This is a genomic window from Georgenia sp. AZ-5, from assembly GCF_043952095.1.
In the GTDB taxonomy this organism is placed as follows: Bacteria; Actinomycetota; Actinomycetes; order Actinomycetales; family Actinomycetaceae; genus Georgenia.
The window spans coordinates 2,910,021-2,922,941 of record NZ_JBINOU010000001.1 but is presented as its reverse complement, the minus strand read 5'-3'; the positions used below and the strand labels follow the sequence as shown (position 1 = coordinate 2,922,941).

Below are 12,921 nucleotides of genomic sequence, written 5' to 3'. Positions count from 1 at the left end.
GGCACCGCGCGGCTCGTGGCCGCTCCGCAAACGGTTCGCCGGCGCGCCCGCGGCCCGCGGTGGCCGGTATCGCGCCGCGCATGCGCATGCGGAGGCGCCCGACCGGTCCTTAACCTTGGCAGGTGGCGAACAAGGGCAACGCGAGCTTCCGGTACCGCGACAGCGCAGTCGTGGGTCTCTCCCACATCGAGGCCCCGGTGGTGGTGACGTCCGCGGAGTTCGAGGAGCGTCTCGCCCCCGCCCGCAAGCGGCTGCGGCTGCCTGACAACCTCCTTGAGCGCGTCTCCGGCGTGCGGGAGCGCCGCTGGTGGGCGCCCGGCACCGAGTTCGAGGACATGGCCGCCGAGGCGGGCAGCAAGGCGCTGGCCGAGGCCGGCGTGGACCCGTCCCAGGTGGGGCTGCTGGTGAACACCTCCGTCTCGCGGCGCACGCTCGAGCCCTCGGTCGCCGTCCGGGTGCACGACCGGATGGGGCTGCCGTCCTCCGCGCTCAACTTCGACGTCACCAACGCCTGCGTCGGCTTCGTCAACGGGCTGCAGCTGGCCGCCACCATGATCGAGGCCGGGCAGGTCGAGTACGCGGTCATCGTCAACGGCGAGGACGTCCGCCCGACCCAGGAGGACACCCTCTCCCGGCTCCTCGAGCCGGACGCCACCCGGCGCGACTACCAGGACCAGTTCGCCTCCCTCACCCTCGGCGACGGCGCCGCCGCCGTCGTGGTCGGGCGCGCCTCCGAGCGGCCCGACGGCCACCGCATCCTCGGCGGCGTCTCCCGCGCCGGCACCGAGCACAACCGGCTGTGCGTGGGCTCCTTCGGCAAGATGACCACCGACACCAAGAACCTGCTCAGGCACGGCCTGGCGCTCGTCACCGACGCCTGGCACGAGGCCGAGCGGGACGGTTGGCACTGGTCGGGGCTGGACCGGTACGTCACCCACCAGATCTCCACGCCGTACACCAAGGCCATCGTCGACGCCATGGCGCTCGACCCGGGCGCCGTCCCGGTGACGTTCGACCGGTGGGGCAACGTCGGCCCCGCCTCCATCGCCATGACGCTCTCCGAGCAGGCGGAGTCGCTGACGGCCGGCGACCGGGTGATGTGCCTCGGCGTGGGCTCCGGCCTGAACACCGCGCTGCTGGAGCTGGCCTGGTGACCGCCGCGGTCGTCGACGCCCCCGGGGTCGACCCGGCCTGGTCCCACGAGGCGGAGGTGGGCGGCCACCGCTGGCACTACCTGGACAACGCCGCCTCCCTGGACCGCGCGCCGCGCGGCACCGTGCTGTGCGTGCACGGCAACCCCACCTGGTCCTACCTCTTCCGCTCGGTCCTCGCGGCCGGCGCGGCGGCGGGCTGGCGGGTCGTCGCCGTCGACCAGCTCGAGATGGGCTTCTCCGAGCGCACCGGCACCCCCTACCGCCTCGCCGACCGGGTGGCCCAGCTCGGCGCCCTCACCGACGCGCTCGGCCTGTCCGGGCCCGCCTGGGACGGGCTGCCCGTGGTCACCGTGGGGCACGACTGGGGCGGTGTGGTGTCGGCCGGCTGGGCCGTCGACCACCTGCGCGAGCTCGCCGGCGTCGTGCTGACGAACACGGGCGTGCACCAGCCGTCCGGCAAGCGGGTGCCGTACCTGCTCCGCCTGGCGCGCCACGCGACCGTGCACGACCCCGCGACCACGCTCACCCCGGCCTTCCTCGACGTCACGCTGTCCCTGGCGCGCCCCCCGCTGCCGCCGGACGTGCGGGCCGCCTACCGGGCGCCGTACCGCTCCGCCGACCGGCGCCGGGGGATCGGGTTCTTCGTCGAGGACATCCCCGTCGACGCGCACCACCCCAGCCACGCCGAGCTCGAGCGCATCGCGACCGGCCTGGCCCGCGTGGGCGTGCCCGCGCTGCTGCTGTGGGGCCCGCGGGACCCGGTCTTCTACGAGCGCTACCTGCGCGACCTCATCACCCGGCTGCCGCACGCGGACGTGCACCGGTTCGAGGGCGCCGGCCACCTGCTCCTGGAGGACGCCGACGTCGCCGGCACGGTCGTGCGCTGGCTCGAGCGCCGCGGCATCGGCTCGCCCGCCGCCGCGGCCGGGGCGCCGGCCGGGCCCGCCGCCCTGCCCGCGCCGCCCACCGCCCCCCACCCTTACCGGCCGCTGTACGCGGCGCTGCTCGAGCAGTCCGGCTCCCCGCGGGCCGCGGTCGTGGCCCTCAGCGCCTCCGGGCGCTCGGAGCTGAGCTGGGCGGAGCTGGCGTCCCGGGTGCACCACCTCGCCCTGGGCCTGGCCGACTCCGGCGTGCGGCCCGGTCACCGGGTCAGCCTGCTCGTGCCGCCCGGGGTGGACCTGACCACCGCGCTGTTCGCGTGCCTGCGGCTCGGGGCCACGGTCGTGCTCGCCGACGCCGGCCTGGGGATCAAAGGGCTGACCCGCGCCGTGAAGGGCGCGGCCCCCGACCACATCATCGGCATCGAGAAGGCGCTGGTCGCCGCCCGGGCCCTTGGCTGGCCGGGCCGGAAGTTCGTCGCCGTGCCCTCCGGGCACGACGTCGGCTACACCCCGCCGCGCACCGCCCACAGCCGCCGCCGCACCATCCGGATCTTCGGCAGCGTGCGGGAGCTGCTCGCCCGCGGCGCCGAGCTCGAGGCCGCGGGCACCGCGCTTCCGCCCGAGCCGGACCCGGACTCCGACGCCGCCATCCTGTTCACCTCCGGCTCCACCGGGCCCGCCAAGGGCGTGGTGTACACGCACCGCCGGCTGGCCGGCATGCGCGACGTCGTCGCCGACACCTACGGGCTCTCGCCCGAGCGCAGCTTCGTCGCCGGGTTCGCGCCCTTCGCGCTGCTCGGCACCGCGCTCGGCGCCACGAGCGCCACGCCGGACATGGACGTCACCGCGCCGGCCACGCTGACGGCGGCGGCCCTGGCCGACGCCGCCGCGGCGATCGACGCCTACGCCGTCTTCGCCTCGCCGTCCGCGCTGGCCAACGCGGTCCGCACCGCGCCGGGCCTCAGCCCGGAGCAGCGCGACGCCCTCGCCCGGGTGCGGCTGTTCCTGTCGGCGGGGGCCCCGATCTCGTCCGAGCGGCTGGCGCAGGCCCGCGAGATCATGCCCGCCGCCGAGCTGCACACCCCCTACGGCATGACCGAGGCCCTGCCCCTCACGGACGTCTCCCTCGAGGAGATCCTCGCCGCCGAGGCCGACGCCGCGGCGGGCACCGTCACGGGGGCGGGGGGCGGCAGCTGCGTCGGGACGCCCGTGCCCGGTGCCCAGGTGCGGATCGCCCCGCTCGACGACGCCGGCCGGGCGACCGGAGATCCCACCGACGCCCCCGGCGTGACGGGCGAGGTGGTCGTGACGGCGCCCAACCTCAAGGACCGCTACGACCAGCTCTGGGCCACCCAGGACCACTCGGCCACCTGGCCCGGCTGGCACCGCACGGGCGACGTCGGCCACCTCGACGCCGCCGGGCGGTTGTGGGTCGAGGGCCGGCTCACGCACGTCATCGTCACGCCGCAGGGCGTGGTGACCCCGGTGCAGATCGAGAACGACGTCCTCGGCATCCGCGGGGTCACCCGCGCGGCCGCGGTCGGGGTGGGACCCGTGGGGGCGCAGCAGGTCGTCGTGGTGGTCGAGACCGACGCCGCGGTGGACCCAGGCGCCCGCCGGAAGGCGGCCCTGGCTCCCGCCGGGCTGGCCCGCGCCGTCCGCGCCGCCGTCGACGTCCCGGTCGCCGCCGTGCTCCGCGTGCCGAAGGTGCCCACCGACGTGCGGCACAACTCCAAGGTCGAGCGGGCCCGCCTGGCCGCGTGGGCCTCGGGCGTGCTGGCGGGGGAGCGGGTGACCAACCCGTGAAGGTCCTCGTGACGGGTGCGAGCGGGATGCTGGGCCGCGAGGTGGCGGCGGCGCTCAGCGCCCGTGGCGACGAGGTCACCACCCTGCAGCGCCGCCCCTCCGGCGTGTCCGGGGCCCGGGACGTGCGCGGCTCCGTCGAGGACGCAGCCGTCGTCGCCGCGGCCACGGCGGGCCAGGACGCCGTCGTCCACCTGGCGGCGAAGGTCTCCTTCGCCGGGGCGCCGGCCGAGTTCGAGCGCACCAACGTCGGCGGCACCCGCATCCTGCTCGACGCCGCCCGCGCCGCCGGCGCGCGACGGTTCGTGTTCGTCTCCTCCCCCTCCGTGGCGCACACCGGCACCTCCATCGTGGGCGAGGGGGCCGGCCGCGCCCAGCCCGACCTGGCCCGCGGCAGCTACGCGCGGACCAAGGCCGCCGCGGAGCTCCTCGCCCTCGCCGCGGACGCCCCGGGCTTCGCCGTCCTGGCCGTGCGACCGCACATCGTGTGGGGCCCGGGGGACACGCAGCTGGTGCAGCGGGTGGTGGACCGTGCACGCGCCGGGCGGCTGCCCCGCCTGGACGCCGGGGCGGCGCTCATCGACACCACGTACGTCGACAACGCCGTCAGCGCGATCGTCGCAGCCCTCGACCGGGCCGAGCACGCGCACGGCGAGGCCTTCGTGGTGACGAACGGCGAGCCGCGACCGGTGTACGAGCTGCTGGCCGCCATGTGCGCCGCGGGCGGGGTGCCCGCGCCGCGCTGGTCGGTGCCCGGCCGCCTCGCGCGGGCGGCCGGCGCCGCGATCGAGGCGGTCTGGGCGGTGCGCCCGGGTGAGGACGAGCCGCCGATGACCCGGTTCCTCGCCGAGCAGCTGTCGACGGCGCACTGGTTCGACCTGCGCCGCACCCGCGAGATGCTCCGGTGGCGCCCCGTCGTCAGCCTCGACGAGGGCTTCGCCCGCCTCGCGCGCCACTACGGCACGAGCTGACACCCCGCCCCCGCCCCCGACCCCCTCGCGAGACGTCAACTTCTCCGCGAGATGTCATTTACTCCCGGGAGCCGGCCGCCGGGACGGCCGCACGCGCGGCGTCGACATCTGGGGGAGAAGCCGACATCTGAGGGAAAAGATGATGGCTCGGGCTCGGGCTCGGGCTCGGGCGCGGGCGCGGGCGCGGTGGGGGTGGGGCGGGGTGAGAGCGCGTCAGAACTCCTCGTGCGTGTCCGGGTCGCCGCCGTACCGGCTGCCCGCCAGCGCGCTGATCCGCTCGATCTCCCACTCGCGCAGGTTGAAACGGAAGATGTCGAAGTTCTCCCGTTGGCGAGCTGGGTCCGATGACTTCGGGATGGGCAGGACGCCGAGCTGGTGGTGCCACCGCAGCACCACCTGCGCGGGCGTCACGCCGTGGAACCCGGCCGCCTCCACGACCGCCGGCGCGTCCAGCAGCCGGCCCCGCCCGAGCGGCGTGTAGGACTGCGTCAGCACGCCCCGCTCGGCGTTGGCACCCCGCAGCGCCTCCTGCGGGAACACCGGGTGCATCTCGATCTGGTTCACCGCCGGCGTCACGCCGGTCTCGGCGGTCACCCGGTCGAGGTGGTCGGGCGTGAAGTTCGAGACGCCGATCGAGCGGACCAGCCCGTCCTCGCGCAGCCGCACGAGCGCCTTCCACGACTCGACGTACCTGTCCAGGCGCGGCAGCGGCCAGTGGATCAGGTACAGGTCGAGGTACTCCAGCCCCAGGTCGGCACGGGTCTTCTCGAAAGCGCGCAGGGTCTCGTCGTAGCCCTGGTCGCTGCCGCGCACCTTGCTGGCGACCTGGATCTCCTCACGGGGCACGCCGGACTCGGCGACGCCCCGGCCCACGCCCACCTCGTTGCCGTACTTGGCGGCGGTGTCGATCAGCCGGTAGCCGATGCGGATCGCCTCGGCCACCGCCACCGTGGCCTCGTCGTCGTCCATCGGGTAGGTGCCGAGGCCGATCGCGGGTAGCGAGCGGCCGTCGTTGAGCGTGAGTCGTGGCACAGTCATGGTCGCCATTGTGCACAGGCGCCGTGCCAGGGGCCCGGTGATCCGCCGCCGCCGGCGGCGCCCCCCAGCGCCCCGGAGCCGTGCCCGGCGCGGCCGCGCCGGCCGGGGCGGGCACCGTAAGGCGGCACCATCGGAGCGGCAGCATGCATAATCGCCTCTGACGTGCGCGCCCGCGTGCCGTCCGCCCGGGACCGTGCCGGGCGCCGCCGAGGAGGAGCCAGACCGACGTGACGGACCACCCGCGACTGATCGCCTTCGACCTGGACGACACCCTCGCCCCGTCGAAGTCCCCGATGCCCGCCCGGATGGGCGCGGCGCTGACGGCCCTGCTGGAGTCGGTGCCGGTGTGCATCATCTCCGGCGGCCACTTCGGCCAGTTCCGCGACCAGGTCCTCGCGCACCTGCCCGCCGGGCCGGAGCAGCTTACCCGCCTGCACCTGATGCCCACCTGCGGCACGCGCTACCTGCGCCACGACGGCACGGAGTGGGGCCAGGTCTACGCGCACGACCTCACCGACGCCGAGCGCGTCGGCGCCCTGGCCGCGGTGGAGGGCGAGGCGCGGCGCCTGGGCCTGTGGGAGGAGCGGACCTGGGGCGAGATCCTCGAGGACCGCGGCTCCCAGATCACCTTCTCCGCGCTGGGCCAGCAGGCCCCGCTGGCGGCCAAGAAGGCGTGGGACCCCACGGGCGAGAAGAAGGCCCGCCTGCGCGACGCCGTCGCCGCCCTGCTGCCGGACCTGGAGGTCCGCTCGGGCGGGTCGACCTCGGTGGACATCACCCGCGCCGGGGTGGACAAGGCCTACGGCATGGAGCGCCTGGCCGAGCAGACCGGCATCGCGCTTCCCGACATGCTCTTCGTCGGCGACCGGCTCGACCCGGCCGGCAACGACTACCCGGTGGTCCGCCTGGGCCTGCGCACCCGCGCCGTGAAGGACTGGCAGGAGACCGCGGAGCTCGTCGAGGGCATCGTCGCCGGCCTGGCCGTCACCCGCGCCTGACGGCGGAGCGCCCTCAGAGCTCGCGCACGGCCTTCCGCAGCCACGCCAGCCGCGGCACGCCCTCCAGCCGGTGGCGCACCTTCCCGGCGCCGTCGAGCACGAGCACCGTCGGCGTGCGCACGATGCGCAGGGCCGCCGCGAGGTTCTCGTGCCCGGCGACGTCCACCTCCACGAGCCGCACGCCCTCGGTCGTCTGGGCCACCCGCGCCGCCACGGTGCGCGCCGCCCGGCAGGGGGCGCAGAACGCGCTGGAGACCTGCACGACCGTCGCCCGCTCGCCGAGCCCGGTGCCCCGGGGCAGCCCGAGGTCCTCGGGGGCGAGCGTGGTGGTGGCCCGCTCCGGCGCGCTCATCGTGCCTCCGTGCGCACCGCGCCGCGCTCGGCGGCGACCAGCTCGCGCAGGCCGGGGGCGACGTCCCCGGCGAAGCGCCGGATCATCTCGGGCTCGTCCGAGACGAGGATGAACGTGCTGACGCCGTGCTCCAGCGCGAGGTCCCCGAGCTGGTCCACCCACGTCGACGGCGTGCCGTGCAGGAACCCCGGGCTCGCGCTGAACGTGCCGGTGATGTTGTAGAGCCGGCGGACGGCGGCGGGGGAGCGTCCCGCGGCCTCGGCGGCGCCGTCGATGACGGCGTTCGCGGCGGCGAACCGCTCGGGCGGCATCCAGCCCGAGCTCGGCAGCCAGCCGTCGGCGAGGCGCCCGGTCAGCCGGAGCATGCGGGGCTTCGCGGCACCGAGCCATATCTCGACGCCGTGCGCCGGGGCGGGGCCGGGCTTGGCGCCGTCGAGGCGGTAGACGTCACCGCCCGCCCGCACCAGCCGCCTGGTCGGGTCCCACAGCTCCCGGATGATGTCGATGGCCTGCTCCAGCGCGTCGACGGCCTCGCCCGGACCGCGGCGCGGGCCGCCCATCGCGGCGATGGCGTCCCAGAACGCCCCGGCGCCCAGGCCCAGCTCCACCCGGCCGCCGGTGAGCAGGTCCAGGCTGGCCACGGACCGCGCGAGCACGGCCGGCTGCCGCAGCGGCAGGCTCGCGACATCGGGCGCCAGGGTGATGCGCTCGGTGGCGGCCCCCAGGTAGGACAGCAGCGTCCAGGTGTCGAGGAAGGCCGGCTGGTACGGGTGGTCCTGGAGGGCGAGGAGGTCCAGGCCCACCTGCTCCGCCAGCCGGGCCAGGTTCACGACCTCCCGGGGGCTCCGCGAGGACGGCGTGAGGAAGACCCCCGCCTTCACCTCGTGGCCGTAGTCCGGCATGGTCCTCCCTCGCGTCCGGGCGCCGCGTGTGCGCCGCTCTGTCCCGTGCAACCCGGCACCCGGCCGGAACCTTCCCGCGCGGTGCAGTTGCAACCCTCCCGCCGCGCGCCCGCGGCGCGCCCGCGCCGCGGCGTGGCCAGCACCACGTCGCGGCCACCACGCCGGCCGCGCTCCCGCTGGATAGCCTGTCGGGGAACCCCACCGAGAAGGAGCGCGTACGTGACCGACCTGACCGCGATGCGCAGGTCGGTCCGGACGCTCGCCTGGCGCACCGCGGCCCGGGCCAGCGCCGCGATGGGGATCCCGCTCGCGGCCCTGACCGCCGCCGGCCAGCACGACCTCGGCCTCATGGCCAGCACCGGCGCGTTCACGGTCCTCTACGGCGCGGGCCGGCCGCTGCGGTACCGGGCGCGGATGCTCGTGGTGGTCGCACTGAGCTTCGTGGCCTGCTCCGCGGCGGGCGCCTTCACGGCGGGCATCGGCTGGGCGGCCATCGCGCTGCTCACCCTCATCGGGGCGGCGGCCACCTTCGCCTCGCAGGCGGTGCGCGTCGGCCCGCCCGGCGCGTTCTTCTTCGTCATGGTCGCCGGGGTCGCGGGGTTCATCCCGGCCCAGGGGACCGTCTCGCCCGCGCTCATGGTCGCGGCGACGGCGATCGGGGCGGCCTGCGCCGTGCCGATCGCCATGGCCGACCTGCTGCTGGCCCCGGCGGGCCCCCAGCACCGGGCGGTGGCCGGCGCGCGCGCCGCCGTCGACCGGTTCCTCGCCGCGGACAAGTACTCCCCGGACGCGCCGCGGCTGTCCAACGAGGCGGGCGCCGTCCTGCACGGCGCGTGGGGCGTGCTGTGGGACGCCGGGGACACGACCTCGCGGCGGCCCGGCGCCGCCGCCCGCGTGGCGCAGCTGCGCGCCGCGCACCACGCCTACGCCACGCACATGCTGCCCGGCACCTCGCCCGACCCCGACCTCGCCGCCGACCCGGCCGAGGGCCCGCTCGGCCCGCCCACCACCCGCCGGCTGCTCGCCCGGGGCCTGCGCCGGCCCACCGTGGCGCTCGACGCCGCCGGCCGGGTCGCGCTCGGCATCGCCGTGGCGGGAGCGATCGCCCTGGCCATCGGCACCGACCACATGTACTGGGCGATGATGGTCGCCGCCCTGGTGCTGTACCAGGGGCTCGACCGGCGCCGGTCGCTCGCGCGGGCGCGCAACCGGCTCGTGGGCACGGTGGTGGGCCTCGGCTTCTTCGCGGGCGTCAGCCTCGCCCAGCTGGGCCAGTGGGCCACCGTCGCCATGCTGACGCTCCTGCAGGGCGCCATCGAGCTGGCGATCCCCCGCAACTACGCCGTCGCCGTCTCCCTGATCACGCCGCTAGCCCTGACGATCGCCACCGCGGGCGGCGACGGCGACATCGCCGCCATCGTCACCGAGCGGCTGCTGGACACGCTGATCGGCCTGGCCGTGGCCGTGGCGGTGCTGCTCCTGCTCGCGCGGGGCAGCGCGATGCCGATGGTGCGCGCCCACGTCGCGCGGGTGCTGGAGTCGTGCGGGAACGCCCTGGACCACATCGGGGCGGGCACGGTGGCCGGCCAGGCCGGGCAGGCGGCGCAGCTGGAGCTGGCCCTGGACATGCAGGACCTCGCCCAGGTGGCGGCCCGGGCACGTACCGACGACCCCAGGGGCATGGCGCCCTGGGCGGAGTCCCGCGAGGCCTCCGCCTGGCTCGGGCTCACCGTGCTCGCGCGGTGCGCCGCCGCGCGGGGGCCCGCGGACGGGGTCGGCGGCGCGACCTGGGCTTGCTGGTCCCTCGCCGCGGCCGCCCGGCGGGGTCACCCGCCGGACCCCACCACGCTGCTCAACGTGCGGGCCGTCATCCGCTGACCTCCGCCGCCCCAGCCGCCGGGACCCGGCCGTTCTGGTGCGCCGACGGCGGTGACCACGTACCGTGACTGCTCGACCCCCCAACCCCGGAAGGATCGTTCGTGCGCCGTCGTGCCGCTCTGCTTACCCTGACCTCGGCGATGGTGCTCGCCGGCTGCACGCCGACCGAAGCCGGCCCCGACGCGGCCGGGTCCCCCGAGCCCCCGCCGCGGGCGAGCGAGCTGCTCGCGCCCGGGGCGCCGGCGGTGCTGGCCACCGACGACGCCGCGACGCTCGCGGCCCAGACCAGCCAGGCCTTCTTCGCCGCCGCCCCCGTCGTCGTCCTCACCACCGGCGAGACGGTGCTGCGCGCAGCCTCGGCCGCCAGCGCCCTGGGCGTGCCCGTCCTGCTCGACGGCGACGACGCTGCGGTCGAGGCCGAGCTGGCCCGGCTTGACGCCGAGGCCGTGCTCACGGTCGGCGCGGCGGACGTGCCGACCGCGGCCGACGTCACGACGGTCACCGCGCCCCAGGACGACGGCGCCCTGGCGGAGCTGCTCGGCACCGGCCTGCCCACCGCGGAGCCCGTCCCGGCCGGGGGAGAGGTGGCCGCCGTCGCGGGCCTCGACCCGCGCCGGCCCGTGCTCCTCGCGCCGGCCCCTCCCGCCCCGGCGGACGGCGGGTCCGTCGCGCCCGGCCAGAACGCCGAGCCGGCGTCGGACGCACCGGCGGAGGACCGGGGGGACGACGAGGGGCCGACCGAGGCAGACCCGCCGGCCGAGCTGCCCGAGACCACGCTGCCCGAGCCGGCCGCCGACGGCGTCGTCGTCATGACCACGGGCGACCCGGCCCAGGCGGCCGCCGTGGCCAACGCCCGCACCGCGGGCGCCACCGTCCAGGTCGTGCCCACCGGGGATCCCCGGGCCAGCAGCGAGACGGTCCAGGCCACGGCAGCCAACGCCCCGGCCGTCGTCGTCGGCCTCGGCACGGCGTTCGGCGAGGCCTCGACGCTGGCCTGGCGCACCGCGACGGCCGCCACCGGGGTGGAGCTGCCCGGCGGCGGGCAGCTGGCCCTGCCCGGCAAGATGTACGTCGCGCTCTACGGCACCCCGGGGACGCCCGCGCTGGGCGTGCTCGGCGAGCAGGACGCCGCGGCCACGGTCGAGCGCGCCCGGGCCCACGCGGCCCCCTACGACGCGCTCACGGACACCACCGTGGTGCCGGCGCTGGAGATCATCGCCTCCGTCGCCACCGCCGGACCCGGCCCGGACGGGAACTACTCCAACGAGCGCCCGGTGGAGGAGCTGCGGCCGCTGGTAGAGCTCGCCCAGCGCAGCGGTCAGTACGTCGTGCTGGACCTCCAGCCGGGCCGGACGGACTTCCTCACCCAGGCCAAGCGCTACGAGGAGCTGCTGCGCCTGCCGAACGTCGGCCTGGCCCTGGACCCGGAGTGGCGCCTCGCCCCCGACCAGGTGCACCTGCGCCAGATCGGGCAGGTCGGCGTCGAGGAGGTGAACCAGGTGGTGACCTGGCTCGCCGACCTGGTGCGCACCAACAACCTCCCGCAGAAGGTCCTCGTGCTGCACCAGTTCCAGGTCCGGATGATCCCCGGCGTCAACGACGTCGACCAGTCCCGCTCGGAGCTCGCCGTGGTGGTCCACGCCGACGGCCAGGGCTCCCAGCCGGCGAAGCAGGGGACCTGGGGCACGCTGCACGCCAACGCGCCGAACATCCGCTGGTGGGGCTGGAAGAACTTCTACGACGAGGACGTGCCGATGCTCAGCCCGGAGCAGACCATGCAGGTCCAGCCCACGCCGAGCTTCGTCAGCTACCAGTAGGGCCTCAGCCCCGCATCGCGGCGGCGGTGTGCGCCGGGTCGACCTCCTCGCCGGGACGCACCGGGCCGGGGGCCGTCCCGTCGCCGAAGGGCCGCCCGCCCAGCTCCTCCCGGCCGTGCGGCGTCAGCCACCCCGAGAGGTCCGGGCCCTTGGGCACGATCTGCGTGGGGTTGATGTCCTTGTGGACGACGTAGTAGTGCTGCTTGATCTGCTCGAAGTCCACGGTGTCCCCGAACCCGGGGGTCTGGAACAGGTCCCGGGCGTAGGCCCACAGCGCCGGCATCTCGCTGAGCTTGTTCCGGTTGCACTTGAAGTGCCCGTGGTAGACGGCGTCGAAGCGCACGAGCGTGGTGAACAGCCGCACGTCGGCCTCGGTGATGGTGTCGCCGACGAGGTAGCGCTGGTGCGTCAGCCGCTCCTCGAGCCAGTCGAGCGCACGGAAGAGCGTCGTGTAGGCGCGCTCGTACGCCTCCGGCGACCCGGCGAACCCGCACCGGTAGACCCCGTTGTTCACCTGGGCGAAGACGCGCCGGTTGACGGCGTCGATCTCCTCCCGCAGGTGCTCGGGGTACAGGTCCGGGGCGCCCTCGCGGTGGAAGGCCCTCCACTCCGTGGAGAGGTCGAGCGTGATCTGCGCGAAGTCGTTGGTGACGACGGCGCCAGTGGTCACGTCGACGACGGCCGGCACGGTGATGCCGCGGGGGTAGTCGGGGAAGCGCTTGAAGTAGGCCTCCTGGAGCCGGTGGATGCCCAGCACCGGGTCCTTGCCGTCCGGGTCGAGGTCGAACGTCCACGACCGGGCGTCGTGCGTGGGCCCGGGCAGCCCGACGGAGATGGCGTCCTCGAGCCCCAGGAGGCGCCGCACGATCAGCGTGCGGTTCGCCCAGGGGCACGCCCGGGCGGCGACGAGCCGGTAGCGGCCGGCCTCCACCGGGTAGCCGTCGCGCCCGTCGGCCGTGATGCGGGTGGTGATGTACCGGGTGTCGCGGGTGAACTCCTTGCCCGGCGCCGTGTACCGCCCGCCCTCGTTGTGCTCGGGGTGCTCGTCCGCCGCCACGGCGGGCAAGTCGGTGGCCTCCGGTGCGCTGCTCATGCATCCCCCTCGTATCAGTACAACCTTCAACCAG

General features: G+C 75.9%; 10 protein-coding genes. 6 read left to right on the top strand and 4 right to left on the bottom strand.

All coding sequences use genetic code 11. From position 1 onward, the window contains the following. The first annotated feature begins 122 nt into the window (after positions 1-122). Genes ACF0H8_RS13635 through ACF0H8_RS13625 form a run of 3 tightly spaced genes read left to right on the top strand, consistent with a single transcriptional unit; the run spans position 123 to position 4,809 of the window. Entirely contained in the window at positions 123-1,154 is a 1,032-nt protein-coding gene (locus ACF0H8_RS13635) for a 3-oxoacyl-ACP synthase III (protein ID WP_395289442.1), read from the top strand. Then, positions 1,148-3,841, top strand: a complete 2,694-nt coding sequence (locus ACF0H8_RS13630) for an alpha/beta fold hydrolase (RefSeq protein WP_395290890.1) — start codon at positions 1,148-1,150, stop codon at positions 3,839-3,841. The genes ACF0H8_RS13635 and ACF0H8_RS13630 overlap by 7 nt, the downstream gene beginning before the upstream one ends. After that, entirely contained in the window at positions 3,838-4,809 is a 972-nt protein-coding gene (locus tag ACF0H8_RS13625; protein WP_395289441.1) for an NAD-dependent epimerase/dehydratase family protein, read from the top strand. The genes ACF0H8_RS13630 and ACF0H8_RS13625 overlap by 4 nt, the downstream gene beginning before the upstream one ends. Positions 4,810-5,022: 213 nt before the next feature. Here ACF0H8_RS13625 and ACF0H8_RS13620 read toward each other — a convergent pair whose 3' ends face one another. Then, complete coding sequence (locus tag ACF0H8_RS13620) at positions 5,023-5,847, bottom strand: aldo/keto reductase (protein ID WP_395289440.1); 825 nt, start codon at positions 5,845-5,847, stop codon at positions 5,023-5,025. Positions 5,848-6,074: 227 nt separating this feature from the next. Here ACF0H8_RS13620 and ACF0H8_RS13615 point away from each other — a divergent pair, with 227 nt between their 5' ends. Continuing rightward, positions 6,075-6,845, top strand: a complete 771-nt coding sequence (locus ACF0H8_RS13615) for an HAD-IIB family hydrolase (protein ID WP_395289439.1) — start codon at positions 6,075-6,077, stop codon at positions 6,843-6,845. A 13-nt stretch (positions 6,846-6,858) separates the two neighbouring features. Here the strand turns inward: ACF0H8_RS13615 and ACF0H8_RS13610 are convergent, their stop codons facing one another. Both ACF0H8_RS13610 and ACF0H8_RS13605 read right to left on the bottom strand, forming a co-directional pair. Beyond that, entirely contained in the window at positions 6,859-7,197 is a 339-nt protein-coding gene (locus ACF0H8_RS13610) for a TlpA family protein disulfide reductase (protein ID WP_395289438.1), read from the bottom strand. After that, positions 7,194-8,099 carry an LLM class flavin-dependent oxidoreductase gene (locus ACF0H8_RS13605; RefSeq protein ID WP_395289437.1) on the bottom strand — a complete coding sequence of 302 codons (906 nt, stop codon included), beginning with the start codon at positions 8,097-8,099 and terminating at the stop codon, positions 7,194-7,196. Before ACF0H8_RS13605 ends, ACF0H8_RS13610 begins: the two co-directional genes overlap by 4 nt. Before the next feature lie 219 nt (positions 8,100-8,318). Here ACF0H8_RS13605 and ACF0H8_RS13600 point away from each other — a divergent pair, with 219 nt between their 5' ends. Beyond that, complete coding sequence (locus ACF0H8_RS13600) at positions 8,319-9,977, top strand: FUSC family protein (protein ID WP_395289436.1); 1,659 nt, start codon at positions 8,319-8,321, stop codon at positions 9,975-9,977. Between the two features lie 101 nt (positions 9,978-10,078). Further along, entirely contained in the window at positions 10,079-11,794 is a 1,716-nt protein-coding gene (locus ACF0H8_RS13595) for a hypothetical protein (RefSeq protein WP_395289435.1), read from the top strand. Positions 11,795-11,798: 4 nt separating this feature from the next. On the opposite strand, the gene ACF0H8_RS13590 is transcribed toward ACF0H8_RS13595, so the two are convergent. Then, entirely contained in the window at positions 11,799-12,887 is a 1,089-nt protein-coding gene (locus ACF0H8_RS13590; RefSeq protein ID WP_395289434.1) for a glutathione S-transferase family protein, read from the bottom strand. Positions 12,888-12,921: the final 34 nt, after the last annotated feature.